Here is a 20,652-nt window from a genome sequence, read left to right on the forward strand (position 1 = left end):
TCCAGCCTTCTAGGAGAAAAGTATCCCTAGAAGGCTATTTTCATAAGGGAAAATATGGTATAATAAAAAGATAAGGTAAAGGTAAAAAAAATGGCTAAATTGATTCCGGGGAAAGTCCGTATCGAAGGCGTTGCCCTTTATGAAACTGGTAAAGTTGACATCATCAAGGAAAAGAATAATCGGCTCTACGCTCGCGTTGCAGAAGAAGAACTGCGCTATAGTTTAGAGGATGATTTGGTTTTTTGTGCCTGCGATTTTTTCCAAAAGAGGGGCTACTGTGTGCACTTGGCGGCTCTGGAGCATTTTCTGAAAAATGATGAGCGTGGTCAGGAAATCTTGCAGAGTCTGGAAGAAGGTCATGAAGAAAAAGAGGCCGTTGAAACCAAGGTGACCTTGGGCAGCAAATTTTTGGAACGAATCTTGTCTCCAAAATCAGACCGAGCCTATGAGTTGTCAGCTGTGGGTCAGGTGGAAGCAGGAAGCAATCATATCTTGTGGACTCTTAGAATCGGGCAAATCAATAGCCAAAAATACTACGTTATTCGGGATATTCCAATCTTTTTAAAAGTCGTCGAGAAGAGAAAACCTTATATGATTGGTAAAACTTATGAGGAGTCTCTATCTTGGGAAGCCTTTAATGAGGAAAGTCAAGAGCTTCTGACTTTCTTACGCGGACTAATGGAGGAAGGACTTAGTCCAGAGCTTTTTTTCCAAAACCAAGGTCGGCACCTCTTTTTTCCTCTGACCTTTTTTGAGCAGGGTGTGAATTTACTGATGGCCTTGCCCCATTTTCAATTTGACCATCAAGTGGATAGCTACCAAACTCTGCTTTTTCAGGATATGCATGCTGATGCCAATCTATTTGCCTTTACAGCAACAGAATACTCGGACTATTTTGAAATGGAAATCAGTGAGAGTCCAAGGGTCAATGTCTTTTATCAGGGAGCTGTGCTTTTCCATAAAGGACAGGTTTATTTTCTAACAGACCAGCAGATACGTCTTCTCAAGGAAATCAAAGCGTTGCCTTTGGATCAGCATGGAAAGAAATACTTGCAATTTGATAGCAGTGACCGCGATAAGTTAGCTTCTTGTTTAACTTTTTTTAGCCAGATGGGGATCGTTTCAGCTCCAGAACGTCTACAAATCAAAACTTTTGCACCCTCTTTTTACTTTGACAGGGAAGAGGATAATCGGATTCGTTTAGAAATTCAGTTTGATTATGGGGATAGGCAGGTCTCTAACCGACAAGAGTTAGAAGAATTACCATTTTCGAGTGATGCTGACTTAGAAGAAAGAATTTTCCAAGTCTGTTTGGCAGCTGGTTTTGAAGCAGATTTTCAATCTTGGCGTCAAGCCCTAAAAGCGGAGTCTGTCTATCATTTCTTCCATGAAATCATTCCAGTTTTTGAAAAACTCGGAAATGTTGATCTATCAGACAAGCTAGAAGAACTTTATAGTCTGGCAAGCCCTCAAGTGCAGATTGCTTCCAAGGGAGGTCTCTTGGAAATTCAGTTTGATTTTCAAGATATTGCCCAGGAGGAAATCGACCAAGCCATGCAGGCCTTGGTTGCCAATCAAGATTTTTACATTGATTCGTCTAATCAAGTCTACTTTTTCGATGAAGAAACCAAGAAAATTCGCCAAAATCTACAGGAACTAGGACAATTTGAATTAAAAGATGGGACCTTGCAGGCTCGAAAATCCTTGGCTTATAGTTTAGCTCATCTTTTTGAAGGGCGAGATCGTGTTTCTTTTTCACAAGAATTCCAAAATCTAGCTCACGATTTGACGCATCCAGAGGACTTCCCTAGACAAGCAACTCAGGTTCAGGCTGATTTGCGAGATTATCAGGAAAAAGGAATCGGCTGGCTACAAATGCTCCATTATTATGGTTTTGGTGGGATTTTAGCTGATGATATGGGACTTGGTAAAACCCTGCAGACCATTGCTTTTTTGACCAGTCAAGTGACAAAAGAAAGTCGGGTTTTGATTTTAGCTCCGTCAGGTTTGATTTACAACTGGGCAGATGAGTTTCAGAAATTTGCCCCACAGTTAGATGTGGCTGTTGTTCATGGCTTGAAAGCTAGTCGTGAAGAGATTCTTGCTGAAAGCCATCAAATCTATGTGACGAGCTATGCCACCTTCCGTCAGGATAGCGATCTTTATCAGGGGATAGCCTTTGACTTCCTTTTCTTAGATGAGGCTCAGGTCATGAAAAACGCCCAGACCAAGATTGCCCAGACCTTGAGACAATTTGTGGTGCCGTCAGTTTTTGCCTTGTCAGGAACTCCTATTGAAAACCATCTGGGTGAGTTGTGGTCTATTTTCCAAATCGTCATGCCAGGACTCCTGCCAAGCAAGAAAGAATTTATGAAATTGTCAGCAGAGCGAGTGGCTCAGTTTATCAAGCCTTTCGTGATGCGGCGCAAGAAAGAAGAAGTTCTGACTGAATTGCCAGACTTGATTGAAGTGGTTTATAAAAATGAACTGGAAGACCAGCAAAAGGCTATCTACCTAGCCCAGTTGCAACAGATGAGGGACCGTCTAGCTCAAGTTTCAGATCAGGAATTTCAGCGAAGTCGGGTGGAAATTTTATCTGGTTTGATGCGCTTGCGCCAAATCTGTGATACTCCTGCCCTCTTTATGGAGGATTATCAGGGAGCCAGTGGCAAACTGGATAGTCTCCGAGACCTGCTGGTACAGGTGGCAGACGGCGGACACCGTGTCTTGATTTTCTCGCAGTTCAAGGGAATGTTGGAGAAAATTGAACAAGAACTGCCAGACTTGGGCATGACATCCTTTAAAATTACGGGTTCAACCCCAGCCAAGGAAAGACAAGACATGACCAAGGCCTTTAACCAAGGAGAAAGAGATGCCTTTCTGATTTCTCTTAAGGCTGGTGGTGTCGGTCTGAACTTGACAGGTGCTGATACAGTGATTTTGGTTGACCTTTGGTGGAATCCTGCGGTGGAAGCGCAAGCCATTGGCCGTGCCCATCGGATGGGGCAGGAAGAAACGGTTGAGGTCTATCGCTTGGTGACCAGGGGAACCATTGAAGAAAAAATTCAAGAACTCCAAGAACAGAAGAAACATCTGGTGTCACAAGTATTGGACGGCACAGAGTCACGTGGCAGTCTGACCCTAGCAGAAATTAGAGAAATTTTGGGAATTTCTGAAGCCAGCACTTGAAAAATCAAGACAATACGCTATAATGAAGTGTTGAAAGGAAATAGAAAATGAGAGAAGAACGATTTCCATTGGTGTCAGATGACGAGGTCATGCTGACTGAGATGCCGGTTATGGACCTCTATGATGAGTCTGACTTTATCAGTAATATCAAGGGAGAATACCGTGATAAGAATTATCTGGAGTGGGCCCCTATTACTGAAGAAAAACCAGCAAAACCGATTGAAAAACCAGTAGAGAAACCTAAGAAATCTGGTTTAGGAGTTAAAAAAGAAGGAAAGAGCTATGCGGAGGTGGCGCGTGAAGAAGCGCGTGCGGATTTGAAAAAGAAACGCTCAGCAAGTTATCTGACTAAGGATATTACTCCTACAAGACGCCATTCTCATCCAAGTCTAGTTAGGCAGGGCAATCAACCTACCGCGCCTTTCCAAAAGGAAAATCCTGGTGAATTTGTCAAATATAGTCAAAAATTGACCCAGTCTCATTACATCTTGGCGGAAGAAGTGAGCAATATTTCGACTCAATCTGAGCCAAAAGAAACTTCAGGTCCAAAGAAAAATAATTATGATTTTCTGAAGAAGAGCCAAATCTACAATAAAAAGAATCAACAAAAAGAACAAGAACGTCAGGTTGCCCAAGAGTTGAATCTGACAAGAATTACTGAATAGGGGAGAAAACATGTCAAAGACATATCATTTTATCGGAATTAAGGGATCAGGGATGAGTGCCTTGGCCTTGATGTTGCATCAAATGGGGCATAAGGTACAGGGATCAGATGTTGAAAAGTACTACTTTACTCAACGTGGTCTTGAGCAGGCAGGGATTACTATTCTTCCTTTTGATGAAAAGAATCTAGACGGTGATATGGAAATTATCGCTGGAAATGCCTTTCGTCCAGATAACAACGTCGAAATTGCCTATGCGGACCAAAATGGAATCAGCTACAAACGTTACCATGAGTTCCTAGGTAGCTTTATGCGCGACTTTGTCAGCATGGGAGTTGCTGGAGCGCACGGCAAAACTTCAACGACAGGTATGTTGTCTCATGTCTTGTCTCACATTACAGATACTAGCTTTTTGATTGGGGATGGGACAGGTCGAGGATCAGCTAATGCCAAATATTTTGTCTTTGAATCTGACGAATATGAGCGTCACTTCATGCCCTACCACCCAGAATACTCTATTATCACCAATATTGACTTTGACCATCCAGACTATTTCACAAGTCTCGAGGATGTTTTCAATGCCTTTAACGACTATGCAAAACAAATTACCAAGGGTCTCTTTGTCTATGGTGAAGATGCAGAATTGCGTAAAATTACGTCTGATGCACCAATTTATTATTATGGTTTTGAAGCAGAAGGTAATGACTTTGTCGCTAGTGAGCTTCTTCGTTCAACAACTGGTTCAACCTTCACGGTTCACTTCCGTGGACAAGAATTGGGTCAATTCCACATCCCAACCTTTGGTCGTCACAATATCATGAATGCGACAGCCGTTATTGGTCTTCTTTACACAGCAGGATTTGATTTGAACTTGGTGCGTGAGCACTTGAAAACATTTGCCGGTGTTAAGCGTCGTTTTACTGAGAAAATTGTCAATGACACGGTGATTATCGATGACTTTGCCCACCATCCAACAGAAATTATTGCGACCTTGGATGCAGCTCGTCAAAAATATCCAAGCAAAGAAATCGTAGCAGTCTTCCAACCGCATACCTTTACAAGAACCATTGCCTTGTTGGACGAATTTGCCCACGCTTTGAACCAAGCGGATGCTGTTTATCTAGCGCAAATTTATGGATCTGCTCGTGAAGTGGACCATGGTGATGTCAAGGTAGAAGACCTAGCCAATAAAATCAATAAGAAACACCAAGTGATCACTGTTGAAAATGTTTCCCCACTCCTAGACCATGACAATGCTGTTTACGTCTTTATGGGAGCAGGAGATATCCAAACCTATGAATACTCATTTGAGCGACTCTTGTCTAACTTGACAAGCAATGTTCAGTAGGATTTTCCCATGGAAATTCCAATTAAGATCATTCAGGCAAGTAAGTCTGATTTGGCTGAGATAGAGACACTTCAGGCCACATCTTTTCCAGCTGAAAAGCAGCAACCTTCCCATATTTTAGAAGAAAGTATCCGTAAGTCTGCGGATACCTTTCTTCTAGCTAGGGATGAAAATCAGCTTCTAGGCTATGTTCTAGGTGGTCCTTACCCACACAATCCGAAATGTCTAGAAATACATTCTTTAGTCATCGAGGCTGACCATCAGAGACAGGGATTGGGAACGCTTCTTCTTGCGGCTTTGAAAGATGTGGCAGTTGAGCTGGATTACAAAGCTATTCGTTTGAAGAGTCCGGATGAGTTGCTTTCCTATTTTGAAATGAACGGTTTTATTGATGAAGAAGAGACAGATTCGCTTTATGCAGCTAGTCAATGTTTTAGTATGATTTGGTTTAATCTCTTTTTTTAGGAGGCACAATGGAAATTAGGAAAGCAAGATTAGAAGATTTAGATCATATCGTTGAGATTGAACTAGAAAATTTTTCGATCGAAGAAGCCATTCCTCGCTCTGTTTTTGAGGCGCATTTGCGAGAAATTCAGACCTCTTTTCTAGTTGCAGAAAAAGAGGGTAAGATTATTGGTTATATAGAGGGACCAGTTGTCCCCCACCGCCATCTGCAAGATCAGTCTTTTACAGAAGATATACAAGATTATAGTCATGAGCCTGGTGGTTATATCTCTGTGACCTGTCTTTCTATTTCCAAGGAGGCACAGGGAATAGGACTAGGTCAGAAATTGCTAACAGCTTTGAAAGAACTAGCTCTTGAACACGAAAGAGAAGGCATTAACCTAACCTGTCATGACTATCTCATTACTTACTACGAAAAACATGGATTTGTCAATGAAGGCCAGTCCCAGTCAACCTTTGCAGGGGAAACATGGTATGATATGGTCTGGGAAGCTAAAAAATAAGCTAGAAAAGCATGCTAGGTTGCTTTTCTTTCGTTTTTAAGATATAATATTATGGATTGTCAACGAGGAGGATAAACTTTTGAGTGAAAAGCCAAGAGAAGACGAAAAATTAAGCTTTAAAGAGCAGATTTTACGTGATTTAGAAAAAGTAAAACGTTATGAAGGGATTCGCCAAGAGGCCACTGAACTTGCAGAGAAAAAAGAAGCTCTATTTGTTCCTGAAATAAAACTCGCAGATGAAGATGTTATGGTTGCATCCCTATCAGCTGTTGAAAAAATTATGGAGAATGCACCACGTGTTCCAAAACATCCTAGTGAGGATATGCCTGCATCACCGGCAGATGAATCAAGAGTAGAAGCTCCGATTACTCCTCGTCACCCTAGTCAAGATGTTCCAGCTTCACCAGTTGAAGCAAGTCCATCAAGACCGGTTCCAGGGCCAGAGACTAATCGTCCACAAAAGGTCGAAGAAGATTTCAACGTAACTCCAACAAGAGTAGCTGTTTCTTATAAGACTGAAGCTAAAAAAGTGCCTCAGAAAGAAGTAACAAAACCAGAACCAGTTATGGAAACGGAAGCTGTTGAAGTCATTTCTGAAACTCCGAGTCGTAGTCGTCGTGAGACAGTTAAACCAGTCAAGAAGAAAAAATCACATTTGAAGGCTTTCTTCATTTCTCTACTGATTTTCCTTGCCTTGATTTCGGCAGGTGGTTACTTCGGTTACCAGTACGTCCAGTCATCTTTATTACCAGTTGACGCTAATTCTAAGCAGTATGTAACTGTTCAAATCCCAGAAGGATCCAATGTCCAAGAAATTGGCTCAGTACTTGAAAATTCTGGTGTGATTAAACACGGAGTGATTTTTGCTTTTTATGCTAAATATAAAAATTATTCAGATTTGAAGGCTGGATATTACAATTTGCAAAAGAGCATGAGTACAGAGGATATCATTAAGGAACTCCAAAAAGGTGGTACTCCTGAACCTCAAGAACCTTCACTTGCAGATTTAACGATTCCAGAAGGATATACGATTGATCAAATCGCCCAAGCTGTAGGCCAATTACAAGGTGAATTTAAAGAGCCTTTGACAGCGGAAGCTTTTTTGGCTAAAGTTCAAGATGACAACTTTATCAGTCAAGAAGTTGCTAAATATCCAAACCTACTCGAAAGCTTGCCAACGAAAGAAAGTGGAGTTCGTTATCGTTTAGAAGGATTCCTCTTCCCAGCGACATACTCTATCAAGGAAAGCACAACTATTGAAAGTTTGATTGATGAGATGTTGGCAGCTATGGATAAGACCTTGACTCCGCACTATAGTGCAATTAAGTCTAAAAACTTGACAGTCAATGAATTGCTAACAATTGCTTCACTTGTTGAAAAAGAAGGTGCTAAGACTGAAGACCGTAAGTTGATTGCAGGTGTCTTCTACAATCGTTTGAACCTTGGTATGCCACTTCAAAGCAATATTGCAATCTTGTATGCCCAAGGGAAGCTTGGTCAAAATATTAGCCTAGCAGATGATGCTGGAATTGATACATCAATTAATTCACCATACAATGTTTATACAAAACCTGGTTTGATGCCTGGTCCAGTAGATAGTCCAAGTCAGGACGCGATTGAAGCAAGTATCAACCAAACAAAGAGTGAGAACCTATACTTTGTAGCCAATGTTACAGATGGTAAAGTCTATTACGCAGTGACACAGGAAGAGCATGATCGTAATGTAGCTGAACACGTCAATAGCAAGCTTACTCAAAATAGTAGTTCAAACTAAGACTACAACAATGAGAATCTCAGATAGAGATTCAATACTATCGAAAGAAAGTTGAGAAAAATGGCAGAAAAAACATATCCTATGACCCTAGCGGAAAAGGAAAAACTTGAAAAAGAATTAGAAGAATTGAAATTGGTCCGCCGACCAGAAGTGGTAGAACGCATTAAGATTGCCCGTTCATATGGTGACCTTTCAGAAAACAGTGAATACGAAGCAGCTAAGGATGAACAAGCTTTTGTCGAAGGACAAATCTCTAGCTTGGAAACAAAAATCCGTTATGCTGAAATCGTCAATAGCGACTCAGTTGCCGATGATGAAGTGGCGATTGGAAAAACAGTCACTATCCAAGAAATTGGTGAGGACGAGGAAGAAGTTTATATTATCGTAGGTTCAGCCGGTGCAGATGCCTTTGCGGGTAAAGTTTCAAATGAAAGCCCAATTGGACAAGCCTTGATTGGCAAGAAAACAGGTGACACAGCAACCATTGAAACACCTGTTGGTAGCTATGATGTAAAAATCTTGAAGGTTGAAAAAACAGCCTAAAAATAGAAAAAAGGAGTGGGGAGGCAGTGCGCTTCACTCACTCCTTTTTCCATTTTAAATTGAATTGGAGACGTTATGAGTTCAAAGAAGAAAAAAAATAAGATGGAGCGTGGTCTGACCAATCGTCACGTGCAGGTTATGGCCATTGCGGGAACAATCGGAACAGGACTCTTTTTGGGAGCGGGGCGCTCTATCAGCCTAACAGGTCCTTCCATTGTACTGATTTATATGATTACAGGGGCCTTCATGTTCCTCATGATGCGTGCGGTTGGAGAAATGCTCTACCAAGACCCTGAGCAACATACCTTTATCAACTTTATCACGCGCCATTTGGGTAAGGGCTGGGGTTATTTCTCAGTTTGGTCCTACTGGCTATCCGTTGTCTTTATCGGTATGGCGGAAATTACAGCCATCTCTCACTACGTCCAGTTTTGGTTCCCTAGCTGGCCAAGTTGGATGATTGAGATTGGATTTTTGACTATTCTAGCCTTGGTCAATTTGATTGCGGTGAAACTTTTTGGGGAAGTTGAGTTTTGGTTTGCTATGGTCAAGATTGTGGCTATTTTAGCTATGATTGCCACAGGAGTCTTTATGGTCTTGACAGGCTTTAAGACACCACATGGAGTAGCAAGTTTGGCTAATATCGCCGACAATTTCTCACTATTTCCTAATGGTGGAGTTAACTTTGTCATGGCCTTCCAGATGGTTTTCTTTGCCTATCTCATGATTGAGTTTATCGGGGTAACGACTTCAGAAACAAAAAATCCACGTCAGGTCTTGCCAAAAGCCGTTAAGGAAATTCCTTTGCGTATCGCCTTTTTCTATGGAGGTGCTCTCTTAGCCATCATGGCTATCATTCCGTGGCGTGAACTTGCATCGGCTGATTCTCCCTTTGTTACAGTATTTGAATTGGCAGGTGTCAAGTGGGCAGCAGCCTTGATTAACTTTGTCGTCTTGACGTCAGCAGCATCTGCCCTTAACTCAACTCTCTACTCAACAGGTCGTCATTTGTATCAGATTGCCCATGATTCGCCAAATCGCTTCCTAAAAGCAATTAAGGCAGATACTCTCTCTCGCCACAACGTGCCACAAAATGCCATCATTGCCTCAGCAATCTTGATTGCCCTAGCAGCCTTTATCAACATCTTGCCAGGTGTGTCGGATGCCTTTGCCTTGATTACGGCATCATCATCAGGTGTCTATATCGCCATTTATATCTTGATTATGGTGGCTCACCTTAAATACCGCAAGTCACAGGACTTTATGGCGGACGGCTATCTCATGCCCCATTATCGTTTCCTAAATCCCTTAACCATGCTCTTCTTTGCCTTTGTCTTTGTAACTCTCTTTTTACAAGAGTCTACATTTGTCGGAGCAATCGGATCAGCTATCTGGATTATCGGTTTCGGGATTTATAGCCAGTGGAAATTTAGAAAATAGATTTGAAACTCATCAACTTAGCTTGATGGGTTTTTGCTAGTTTGACAGTCTTTGGAAATAAGACTATAATCAAGCTGTAACAGTATTTAAGGAGATTTAGATGTACTTTAGATTGGAAAATGAGAAATCCCAGAAAGCACAAGAAATTGGGAATTTGATTCGTGCTTATAACCGTTCCAAAAGAGAAGAGGCTGAAAGTGAGCCATTGAATCTTTATGTAGAAGATGAAAAGGGTAATCTCCTTGCAGGTTTGATAGCAGAGACTTTTGGAAATTGGCTAGAAATCGAGTATTTGTTTGTAAAAGAGGAATTGCGAGGGCAAGGAATTGGTTCAAAACTATTGCAACAGGCTGAAAGTGAAGCTAAGAATCGAAACTGTCGTTTTGCATTTGTCAATACTTATCAGTTTCAGGCACCTGATTTTTATCAGAAACATGGATACAAGGAAGTTTTTAGGTTACAAGACTATCCTTACACAGGGAAAAGATTTTATTACCAAAAGGATTTGTAAGGAGAATAAAGCAAAGAGGGGAGCTTGACATAAGTCTCGATAAATACCAGTTAAATCCTAGAAATTGTGTCTTTCTAGACGATATTGAAGACAATGCAATCGCACATTGGGAATCAAGGTCTATCAGGTTAAGAAAAAAAGTGATGTCGTCGATATTTTGAAATCCTATATTTAAACTTAACACTCTCTATTTTTTATGGTAGAGAGTTTTTTGTTAATAAAATTTTACAAAATGACATTTATATATTGCATTAAGTTAGATATATGATATAATGTTGTTGAAAAGAGGCGCAACTTTTTAAAATTAATGAGAATCAAAGAGAAAACCAAGAATATTAATGGAGGAATAAAAAATGGAAGTTATAAATGTAAGTAAGCATTATGGTCATTCAACCATTCTCAAAGATATAAATTTCGTACTTAATAAGGGTGAAATTGTTGGTCTAGTAGGGAGAAACGGAGTTGGTAAGAGTACATTGATGAAAATTCTTGTTCAGAATAATCAACCGACTGCAGGGAATATTATAAGTAGTGATAATGTTGGGTATTTAATCGAAGAACCAAAGTTATTTTTATCTAAAACAGGTTTAGAGAATTTAAAATATTTGTCAAATTTATATGGTGTTGACTACAATCAAGAAAGATTTGGGAGTTTGATTCAAGAGTTAGATTTGACTCAGTCTATTAATAAAAAAGTAAAGACCTATTCTTTGGGTACAAAACAAAAATTAGCTTTGCTTCTAACTCTCGTTACGGAACCTGATATATTGATTTTAGATGAACCGACTAATGGTTTAGATATTGAATCATCACAAATAGTTTTAGCGGTTCTAAAAAACTTAGCTTTAAGTAAAAATGTGGGAATTTTAATATCGAGTCATAAATTAGAAGATATTGAAGAAATTTGTGAGAGAGTCCTCTTCTTGGAGAATGAGCTTTTGACATTTCAAAAAGTAGGAAAAGATAGTCATAATTGCTTGTTTGAGATAGCTTTTTCATCAGCTACAGATAGAGATATTTTCATTACCAAACAAGAATTTGGGGATATTGTTCAGGAAGAGGGACTGAGAATTACTATGTCTGGGAATATTCAAAGTAGTGAGCTTTTTAAATTTTTTAACGAAAACTCTATTAAAGTAGTTGATTTTGAAACTAAAAAAGAGACGCTTAAAGATATTTATCTAAATCGTTCAAAATAAAGGAAGGTTATAATCATGAAATTAAATAAATTGAATTTTCTTAAGGAAAATATAAGGGATTTATATTCATCAGGCGTAATATATCTCGGATTGATTATCTCGTTTATACCGCCGATATTGGTTACATTCTTTATTCTAAAGAGTCAAGGGACATCACTTGGTATTAAGCATATTTCAAACTTTTATGCTATGCTCGGTATGTTAATGGCTGTCATACATGCTAACCGAGTCATTAGTAGAGATTTTTCTCATAATACAATCAGTTTGTTTTATAATCAACAGAAGAATCGGATGATTTACGTCTTGTCTAATTTTCTATATGCCATCTCAGTTTCCATTATTTATGCTTTGAATGGTATTGTGTTACTAGTCATCGTAAGTAAATTGGGTGTTCCAGGTGATTTAGGTTTAGATTTTATAGTAGCCATTGTAGTCAATACAATTTTGTTAGTCCTATTTTATTTTCTATTATCTTACATTTTCTATTTATACAAATTGAAAAGTGGCTTGGTATTTGGTATTTTAGTAGCTTTACTACTCTTTGTCCCTAATATATTAAATACGATTATGATGAATACTAGTAATGATTTGTTTATCAAAGCAATTGAACTTCTTCCTTTTTATTCCTTACCTGTGTTTGTTGCTTCAAATACGATGTCTATTAGTCAGTATCTTGTGGCAATCACTACAATCATTTTATTGTATTTTTGCACTCTCAAGAAAAGCAAGGAGTATTCATTTTAGTTTCGTTTAGTATTATTTTGCATACTTAAAACCAGCAAAAAATCAGTCATCTTGGTATGCTCCTTCTCTTGCTGTTCACCACGTTTTTGACTTATACTAGACTCATTTCCAAAAGCATTATATAATAGTAATATGAAACCAACTAAACTAAACAAGAAGTACAAGCAATAAAAACTCGTTTAAAAGATTCTACTAAAGCTAATACTAAACAAAAATAAAAGAGTAAACTAGGAAGTTTATTTCAAACAATCCAACATACTGATTTTAGGTTGAAGATAATATTGGAGTGCTAATTAATGAGGTTATAATAAATAGCTGACAGCTTGTGTTAGTTTTGGATTTTTTAAGAGTAGATGAGTATTAAAACTATAAGGAGGACGCAGGTGGCTAAAAATTTAAAATTAAAATTAGCTCGGGTTGAGCTTGATTTAACTCAAGGTCAACTGGCAGAGGCTGTCGGAGTGACGCGCCAGACTATTGGTTTGATAGAGGCGGGGAAATACAATCCCAGTCTTTCCCTCTGCCAGTCCATTTGCAGATGCTTAGGCAAAACTTTGGATCAATTATTTTGGGAGGAAGAAGATGAAAAATAGATTTTTTTATTATCAATTACTAGACGAAAGAGAAGAACAACTGATCAATAAAGCGGGGGCTGAAAGTTTCTATATCTCTATAGCTTTCTTGCTTTTATCTTATATGATTGCAGTATTTGCACCAAGTCTTTTTAATCCGAGAATGATTCTCATCATCATCATTATTGGAACTTCTTACTTTTTCGGCCGTGCTCGAGATTTGGGTGTGAACTACTATAGTCGTTTTCATTTTACAATTTTAGGGTGTTTGCTGGTAACTCTTGCTATTACGACTCTTTTGATGTTGCAGAATTATCAATTCAACATAGAAATTTATCAGCACAATCCTTTGAATCTTAAATACCTATCTGCTTGGGCAATTACTTATGTCATTTACCTTCCCTGTGTCTTTATTGGCAATCTTGGTCTTAAGAGCTATGGCGAATGGGCTCAGAAAAAGTTTGAACAAGATATGGATGAACTGGAGAGTGGAGAATAGCTTGTTACACTTTTCTCAATACAGCTAAAATGTGTTATAATAGTACTAATTTATTGGAATACATGAAAGTTCTTAAAAATTTTCATGGGTTTCTAGTTAAGGAAGTAGGAAAAGTATGTATCCAGATGATAGTTTGACATTGCACACGGACTTGTACCAGATTAACATGATGCAGGTTTACTTTGACCAAGGGATTCACAATAAAAAGGCGGTCTTTGAGGTTTATTTCCGCCAACAACCTTTTAAGAATGGCTATGCGGTTTTTGCTGGTTTAGAAAGAATTGTGAGTTATCTTGAAGACTTGCGTTTTTCAGATAGTGATATCGCCTATTTGGAGTCGCTTGGTTATCAGGGGGCATTCTTGGACTACCTCCGCAATTTCAAGTTGGAGTTGACTGTTCGTTCTGCCCAAGAAGGGGACTTGGTCTTTGCAAATGAACCGATTGTACAGGTGGAAGGCCCTCTAGCCCAATGTCAGTTGGTTGAAACAGCTCTTTTGAACATCGTCAACTACCAGACCTTGGTGGCGACTAAGGCAGCTCGTATTCGCTCGGTTATTGAAGATGAACCCTTGATGGAGTTTGGGACACGTCGGGCTCAAGAAATGGATGCAGCTATCTGGGGAACACGCGCAGCGGTGATTGGTGGCGCCAATGGAACTAGCAACGTGCGTGCTGGTAAACTCTTTGACATTCCTGTCTTGGGGACCCATGCCCATGCCTTGGTGCAGGTTTATGGCAATGACTATGAAGCCTTCAAGGCTTACGCTGCGACCCACAAAAATTGTGTCTTTCTTGTGGATACCTATGACACCCTTCGCATTGGGGTGCCAGCTGCCATTCAAGTGGCGCGTGAGCTGGGTGACCAGATTAACTTTATGGGTGTGCGGATTGATTCTGGGGATATTGCCTACATTTCCAAGAAAGTCCGTCAGCAACTGGACGAGGCTGGATTTACAGAGGCTAAGATTTATGCTTCAAATGACCTAGATGAAAATACCATCCTCAACCTCAAGATGCAAAAGGCCAAGATTGATGTCTGGGGCGTGGGAACCAAGCTGATTACAGCCTATGACCAGCCAGCTCTTGGGGCAGTTTACAAGATTGTTGCCATCGAAGATGAGAATGGGAACATGCGCAATACAATTAAGCTGTCTAATAATGCGGAAAAAGTGTCTACGCCAGGTAAGAAGCAGGTGTGGCGCATTACCAGTCGTGAAAAAGGCAAGTCAGAAGGTGATTACATTACCTATGATGGTGTGGATGTGAGCGACATGACAGAAATCAAGATGTTCCATCCGACTTATACCTACATCAAGAAGACGGTTCGTAATTTTGATGCTGTTCCTCTCTTAGTGGATATTTTCAAAGACGGAAAATTGATTTACAATCTGCCTAGCTTGACTGAGATTCAGGCTTATGCTCGTAAGGAATTTGACAAGCTTTGGGATGAGTACAAGCGCGTGCTCAATCCGCAGCACTATCCAGTGGATTTGGCGCGTGATGTATGGCAAGACAAGATGGACTTGATTGACAAGATGCGCAAGGAAGCCCTTGGTGAAGGAGAAGAAGAATGAGTTTGCAAGAAACGATTATCCAAGAACTGGGCGTGAAACCAGTGATTGATGCCCAGGAAGAAATCCGTCGATCCATTGATTTCTTAAAAAGATACCTGAAAAAACATCCCTTTCTTAAAACCTTTGTACTAGGGATTTCTGGGGGACAAGACTCAACCTTAGCAGGTCGATTGGCCCAACTAGCTATGGAAGAACTGAGAGCAGAAACGGGAGACGACAGCTACAAATTTATCGCTGTCCGCCTGCCATACGGAGTGCAAGCTGATGAAGCAGATGCTCAAAAAGCCTTAGCATTTATCCAGCCAGATGTCAGCTTGGTAGTTAATATCAAGGAGTCGGCAGATGCCATGACAGCTGCAGTTGATGCGACAGGTAGTCCTGTTTCAGATTTTAACAAGGGCAATATCAAGGCTCGTTGCCGTATGATTGCTCAGTATGCCCTTGCTGGTTCCCATAGCGGAGCGGTCATTGGAACAGACCACGCCGCGGAAAATATCACAGGTTTCTTTACCAAGTTTGGTGATGGTGGTGCGGATATTCTCCCTCTTTACCGTCTTAATAAACGCCAAGGAAAACAACTCTTGAAGGAACTTGGTGCAGACCCAGCCCTTTATGAAAAAATCCCAACGGCAGATCTAGAAGAAGATAAACCAGGTCTAGCTGACGAAGTGGCCCTCGGAGTCACTTATGAAGAGATTGACGACTACCTAGAAGGCAAAACAATCAGCCCAGAAGCCCAAGCGACTATCGAAAACTGGTGGCACAAAGGCCAACACAAACGCCACCTACCAATCACCGTATTCGATGACTTTTGGGAGTGAAAACCTCCAGTGGAGGTTTTCAGCCTCTCGCCTTGAAATAAGAAAGCGAGAGAAGGTCCGGCAACTCACAGAGTTCGATTTCGTCGTCTCACCCCCGCAACGATGACTAGGTTTGAAAAAGCTTGCTAGAGCGCATTTCAAACCAGACAGCGACTGCGTCAAGGAACTAGATGAACAACTTGTTTTTTAGTTGTTACTGAGTTTAGTCTTTTTACCCCGAGCACGGAAACAAGTAAGCGAAGAAGGTCCGGGGGACCTTTTTAGCTTATTACCTTGAAATTCAAAAGCAAAACAAGTTTCAATGGAGATTGGACATAGAATCATCTATCAGAAAGCGAGGTAGCGTCATGAAAGCAATCGGTACGCAAATATTACAGACAGATCGTTTAATCTTGCGAAGATTTTTGGAAAGTGATGCAGAAGCCATGTTTCAGAATTGGGCTTCGTCCGCTGAAAATCTAACCTACGTCACTTGGGATCCTCATCCTGATGTCGAGGTGACTCGAAATTCGATTCGTAACTGGGTTGCCTCCTATACAAATCTCAACTATTACAAATGGGCTATTTGTCTCAAAGAAAATCCTGAGCAGGTGATAGGGGATATCAGCATCGTTGAAATGGATGAGAACGATTCTTCTTGTGAAATTGGCTATGTGCTAGGTAAGAAATACTGGGGTCATGGTATGATGACAGAGGCCTTAAAAACTGTCTTAGATTTTTGTTTTACTCAAGCAGGCTTTCAAAAAGTTAGAGCACGATATGCCAGTCTCAATCCAGCTTCAGGTCGTGTCATGGAGAAGGCTGGAATGTCCTATCTCAAGACTATTACCAATGGTGTAGAGAGAAAAGGCTATCTTGCTGATCTTATTTATTACCAGGTAAGTAGGGAAGACTGTTAAGCTTAAAATTTATTGCTTATCCGCTGTTCTTATTTTTTTCATTTATCCTTTCTTTTCCGAATAAATAGATAGAGTCAGTGAATCTAGTAAAACTAGATTTAATACTCTTCGAAAATCAAATTCAAACAACGTCAACGTCGCCTTGCCGTACTCAAGTACAGCCTGCGGCTAGTTTCCTAGTTTGCTCTTTGATTTTCATTGAATATAAAACTGTGGTATAATAAAAGGAGGAAAAGGATGATTCTCAGACATCCGGGCATCAGCCCAACTAATGATTTGGTAGCTAAAAAAATCTTTAGCAATCCAGAAATCACTTGTCAATTTATTCGCGATATGCTGGACTTACCAGCAAAAAATGTGACTATTTTGGAGGGAAGTAACATTCATGTCTTACCTTCCCTGCCGTACTCGGCGCAGGATTTCTATACCAGTATAGACGTCTTAGCGGAGTTGGATAATGGCACGCAGGTTATTATCGAAATCCAAGTTCATCATCAGAATTTTTTCATTAATCGTTTGTGGGCTTATCTGTGCAGTCAGGTTAATCAAAATCTTGAAAAAATTCGCCAACGTGAAGGTGATACACACCAGAGTTACAAACATATTGCACCTGTTTACGCAATAGCTATTGTAGATAGTAATTATTTCTCAGATGATTTGGCTTTTCATAGCTTCAGTATGCGAGAGGACACGACAGGTGAAGTTTTAACCATTACCAACAATGGTCAGGAAAACCATCTAGTCAAGATGGCATTCTTGGAATTAAAAAAATACAGAGAAACCAGCAAAGACGAGGTTCGCAAGCCGTGGTTGGAGTTTTTCGGTAACAAGCCCTTTACCCAAGAACCCGAGCGAGCCATCAGCCAGGCAGACCAACTGCTGGACTATAAGAGCTGGTCCGAGGAGGACAGGAAAATGTTTAGTGAACAACGCAGACGCGAAGAACAAGCCTTGTTAGCGCAGGACTATGCCTTGGAAACAGCTAGGGCAGAAGGTATTGAACAGGGACTAAAAAAAGGGTTAGTAAATCTTGTTCGTCAGCATCTTTTAACGGCAGAGGTTGCGAGTGCGCAATTAGGCATGACCGTCGCTGAGTTTGAGGCACTATTGTAAGAACTTCACAATAATGGCATTCTTGGAACTAAAAAATACAGAGAAACCAGCAAAGACGAGGTTCGCAAAGCGTGGTTGGAGTTTTTGTAAATCAATAAATCAATGACAGATTTTTCCGCGATAGATGGAAGAATCTGTTTTTTAGTTTACTAGATGTTGGCTCGAAAACGTAAGATAGCTTACCCTTTTACTCATGTTTTTTTGATTTCTTTGAAGTATTACCTGATTAAATTCCTATTTTTCCCTATCATTGTCCCTATTTTTTCTGGAGTTTTGGAGCTATAATAGTTCTATCAAATCAAAGAATGGAGGAAGGCAATGGATAATATAATCTTTTTTATCAGTGTTTTTCTTGCTGGAATTCTTTCCTTCTTTTCTCCTTGTATCTTACCCTTGTTACCGGTTTATGCAGGGGTCTTGTTGGATGACAAAGATGGTGCTCAAGCTTCTAGTGGCAAATTTTCAATCTCAGTTGTCAGTTTATTGCGAACTCTGGCCTTTATAGCGGGTATTTCTTTTATCTTTATCTTACTGGGCTATGGAGCTGGTTTTTTAGGCAATTTGCTGTATGCTTCTTGGTTTCAGTATGTGACGGGTGCTGTTATCATTCTCTTGGGCCTGCACCAGATGGAAGTCTTGCATTTGAAGGGACTTTACAAGGAAAGAAGGCTACAATTACAGAGACAGGGGCAAAAGGGTAAGGGCTATAGTCAGGCATTTTTACTGGGGTTGACCTTTAGTTTTGCTTGGACGCCTTGTGTGGGGCCGGTTCTTGGCTCTGTTTTGGCCTTGGCGGCTTCAGGTGGCTCAGGTGCTTGGCAGGGAGCTGGCCTCATGTTGATTTACACGCTGGGTTTGGCGCTACCATTTTTGGTTCTAGCTCTAGCCTCCAGCTATGTTTTGAAACATTTTCGAAAACTCCATCCTTATCTCGGAACCTTCAAAAAAGTGGGTGGTTTCCTCATTATCGTGATGGGAATCTTGGTGCTTTTGGGAAATGCTTCCATTTTGACTACATTATTTGAATAGAGAGGAAGAAGAAATGAAAAAATGGCAAACATGTCTCCTTGGAGTAGGCTCGATCTGTTGTTTGGCAGCCTGTTCGGCTAAAAACATGTCAGATGAAGCTACTATGAAGGAGCAAACCAAAACAGAACAAGTCAGTGCGCAAACTGCGACTAAAGGTCAGGCAGTTGCTGATTTTGAACTGACAGGAGTAGATGGCAAGACCTACCGCTTATCTGATTATAAGGGTAAGAAAGTCTATCTCAAATTCTGGGCTTCTTGGTGTTCCATCTGTCTAGCTAGTCTTCCTGACACGGATGAAATTGCTAAAGATGCTGGTGATGACTATGTGGTCTTGACAGTGGTGTCTCCTGGACACAAGGGGGAACAAGCTGAAGCAGAATTTAAGAACTGGTACAAGGGCTTGGATTATAAAAATTTCCCAGTCCTAATTGATCCGTCAGGTAAACTCTTGGAAAGTTATGGTGTCCGTTCTTACCCAACTCAAGCCTTTATAGACAAGGAAGGAAAGCTGGTCAAAACGCAACCAGGTTTTATGGATAAGGGTATGGTTTTAAAAACATTGAAAGAAATGGGGTAGAGAAAGGTCATGAATGATAAAGTAAAATTGTTTGTCTTGGCAGGAATCTTTTTCTTAGCCATAAGCGGTTTCTATTTTCTATTGATGCGAAATGCAGGGCAGACAGATAGCTCGCAAATTGAGAAAGCGGCAGTCAGCCAAGGAGGAAAAACAGTGAAAAAAACAGAAGTGAGTAAAGATGCAGACTTGCACGAAATTTATCTAGCTGGGGGATGTTTCTGGGGAGTTGAGGAGTATTTTTCTCGAGTTCCCGGGGTGACGGATGCCGTTTCAGGCTATGCAAATGGTAGAGGGGAAACAACCAAGTACGAATTGATTAACCAAACAGGTCATGCGGAGACTGTTCATGTTACCTATGATGCCAAGCAAATTTCACTCAAGGAAATCCTGCTTCATTATTTCCGCATTATCAATCCAACCAGCAAAAATAAACAAGGAAATGATGTGGGAACCCAGTACCGTACTGGTGTTTATTACACAGATGACAAGGATTTAGAGGTGATTAACCAAGTCTTTGATGAGGTGGCTAAGAAATACGATCAACCTCTAGCAGTTGAAAAGGAAACCTTGAAGAATTTTGTAGTGGCTGAGGACTATCACCAAGACTACCTCAAGAAAAATCCAAATGGCTACTGCCATATCAATGTTAATCAGGCTGCCTACCCTGTCATTGATGCCAGCAAATATCCCAAACCAAGTGATGAAGAATTGAAAAAGACGCTGTCACCTGAGGAGTATGCAGTTACCCAGAAAAATCAAACAGAACGAGCTTTTTCAAATCGCTATTGGGATAAATTTGAATCCGGTATCTATGTAGATGTAGCAACTGGCGAACCCCTCTTTTCATCAAAGGACAAGTTTGAGTCTGGTTGTGGTTGGCCTAGTTTCACCCAGCCCATCAGCCCAGATGTTGCCACCTACAAGGAAGATAAGTCCTACAATATGACGCGCATGGAAGTGCGGAGCCGAGTTGGAGATTCTCATCTGGGCCATGTCTTTACGGATGGACCACAGGACAAGGGGGGCTTACGCTACTGTATCAATAGTCTCTCTATCCGCTTTATTCCCAAAGACCAAATGGAAGAAAAAGGCTATGCTTATTTACTAGATTATGTTGATTAAGAGGGCTTTCCTAAGCAGTTAGAGGAGAATTTTGCTATACTGATACTAGTAAGTGATAAAGGAGCA

Annotated in this window: 20 protein-coding genes; all 20 read left to right on the forward strand. The window is 40.4% G+C overall.

Features of this window, described 5'->3' with window-relative positions:
* The first annotated feature begins 90 nt into the window (after positions 1–90).
* On the forward strand, positions 91–3,189 hold the full coding sequence (locus RN80_RS04590) for a pilus expression-regulating Snf2 family helicase (protein ID WP_045612042.1): 3,099 nt from the start codon (positions 91–93) through the stop codon (positions 3,187–3,189).
* A 47-nt stretch (positions 3,190–3,236) separates the two neighbouring features.
* Positions 3,237–3,854, forward strand: coding sequence for a divisome accessory protein ZapJ (locus RN80_RS04595; protein ID WP_045612040.1), 618 nt, complete (start codon positions 3,237–3,239; stop codon positions 3,852–3,854).
* Between the two features lie 10 nt (positions 3,855–3,864).
* The gene (gene murC / locus RN80_RS04600) at positions 3,865–5,199 is read left to right on the forward strand and encodes a UDP-N-acetylmuramate--L-alanine ligase (RefSeq protein WP_060627818.1); all 1,335 of its coding nucleotides are present in this window, start codon (positions 3,865–3,867) and stop codon (positions 5,197–5,199) included.
* A 9-nt stretch (positions 5,200–5,208) separates the two neighbouring features.
* Positions 5,209–5,664, forward strand: a complete 456-nt coding sequence (locus RN80_RS04605) for a GNAT family N-acetyltransferase (RefSeq protein WP_049499018.1) — start codon at positions 5,209–5,211, stop codon at positions 5,662–5,664.
* An 8-nt stretch (positions 5,665–5,672) separates the two neighbouring features.
* On the forward strand, positions 5,673–6,167 hold the full coding sequence (locus tag RN80_RS04610; protein WP_049499017.1) for a GNAT family N-acetyltransferase: 495 nt from the start codon (positions 5,673–5,675) through the stop codon (positions 6,165–6,167).
* Positions 6,168–6,246: 79 nt separating this feature from the next.
* Positions 6,247–7,941: an endolytic transglycosylase MltG gene (gene mltG / locus RN80_RS04615; protein ID WP_060627820.1), complete on the forward strand. Its 1,695-nt coding sequence runs from the start codon at positions 6,247–6,249 to the stop codon at positions 7,939–7,941.
* A gap of 60 nt (positions 7,942–8,001) precedes the next feature.
* The gene (gene greA / locus RN80_RS04620) at positions 8,002–8,484 is read left to right on the forward strand and encodes a transcription elongation factor GreA (protein WP_000818748.1); all 483 of its coding nucleotides are present in this window, start codon (positions 8,002–8,004) and stop codon (positions 8,482–8,484) included.
* 75 nt (positions 8,485–8,559) lie between these two features.
* Positions 8,560–9,924: an amino acid permease gene (locus RN80_RS04625; protein ID WP_060627822.1), complete on the forward strand. Its 1,365-nt coding sequence runs from the start codon at positions 8,560–8,562 to the stop codon at positions 9,922–9,924.
* A 100-nt stretch (positions 9,925–10,024) separates the two neighbouring features.
* Complete coding sequence (locus RN80_RS04630) at positions 10,025–10,435, forward strand: GNAT family N-acetyltransferase (RefSeq protein WP_080998501.1); 411 nt, start codon at positions 10,025–10,027, stop codon at positions 10,433–10,435.
* A 353-nt stretch (positions 10,436–10,788) separates the two neighbouring features.
* The gene (locus RN80_RS04635) at positions 10,789–11,634 is read left to right on the forward strand and encodes an ABC transporter ATP-binding protein (protein WP_080998502.1); all 846 of its coding nucleotides are present in this window, start codon (positions 10,789–10,791) and stop codon (positions 11,632–11,634) included.
* A gap of 15 nt (positions 11,635–11,649) precedes the next feature.
* Positions 11,650–12,378 carry an ABC transporter permease gene (locus RN80_RS04640; protein ID WP_060627824.1) on the forward strand — a complete coding sequence of 243 codons (729 nt, stop codon included), beginning with the start codon at positions 11,650–11,652 and terminating at the stop codon, positions 12,376–12,378.
* 383 nt (positions 12,379–12,761) lie between these two features.
* Positions 12,762–12,971 (forward strand): helix-turn-helix transcriptional regulator, encoded by a 210-nt coding sequence (locus RN80_RS04645; RefSeq protein WP_001812672.1) that lies wholly within the window; start codon positions 12,762–12,764, stop codon positions 12,969–12,971.
* A complete protein-coding gene (locus RN80_RS04650; RefSeq protein ID WP_060627826.1) occupies positions 12,961–13,449 on the forward strand; it encodes a DUF6773 family protein in 489 nt (162 codons plus the stop codon). The genes RN80_RS04645 and RN80_RS04650 overlap by 11 nt, the downstream gene beginning before the upstream one ends.
* 115 nt (positions 13,450–13,564) lie before the next feature.
* Positions 13,565–15,025 carry a nicotinate phosphoribosyltransferase gene (locus RN80_RS04655; RefSeq protein WP_060627828.1) on the forward strand — a complete coding sequence of 487 codons (1,461 nt, stop codon included), beginning with the start codon at positions 13,565–13,567 and terminating at the stop codon, positions 15,023–15,025.
* A complete protein-coding gene (gene nadE / locus RN80_RS04660; RefSeq protein ID WP_060627830.1) occupies positions 15,022–15,846 on the forward strand; it encodes an NAD(+) synthase in 825 nt (274 codons plus the stop codon). Before RN80_RS04655 ends, nadE begins: the two co-directional genes overlap by 4 nt.
* Positions 15,847–16,193: 347 nt before the next feature.
* Positions 16,194–16,745, forward strand: coding sequence for a GNAT family N-acetyltransferase (locus RN80_RS04665; protein ID WP_060627832.1), 552 nt, complete (start codon positions 16,194–16,196; stop codon positions 16,743–16,745).
* A gap of 237 nt (positions 16,746–16,982) precedes the next feature.
* The gene (locus RN80_RS04670) at positions 16,983–17,858 is read left to right on the forward strand and encodes an Rpn family recombination-promoting nuclease/putative transposase (RefSeq protein ID WP_000603343.1); all 876 of its coding nucleotides are present in this window, start codon (positions 16,983–16,985) and stop codon (positions 17,856–17,858) included.
* 318 nt (positions 17,859–18,176) lie between these two features.
* A complete protein-coding gene (gene ccdA2, locus RN80_RS04675; RefSeq protein ID WP_000368750.1) occupies positions 18,177–18,887 on the forward strand; it encodes a thiol-disulfide oxidoreductase-associated membrane protein CcdA2 in 711 nt (236 codons plus the stop codon).
* Positions 18,888–18,900: 13 nt separating this feature from the next.
* Entirely contained in the window at positions 18,901–19,464 is a 564-nt protein-coding gene (locus RN80_RS04680; RefSeq protein ID WP_060627834.1) for a redoxin family protein, read from the forward strand.
* Between the two features lie 9 nt (positions 19,465–19,473).
* Positions 19,474–20,586, forward strand: coding sequence for a peptide-methionine (R)-S-oxide reductase MsrB (gene msrB, locus RN80_RS04685; RefSeq protein WP_060627836.1), 1,113 nt, complete (start codon positions 19,474–19,476; stop codon positions 20,584–20,586).
* Positions 20,587–20,652 lie beyond the last annotated feature (66 nt).

This window comes from Streptococcus mitis (assembly GCF_001281025.1).
In the GTDB taxonomy this organism is placed as follows: domain Bacteria; phylum Bacillota; class Bacilli; order Lactobacillales; family Streptococcaceae; genus Streptococcus; species Streptococcus mitis_AK.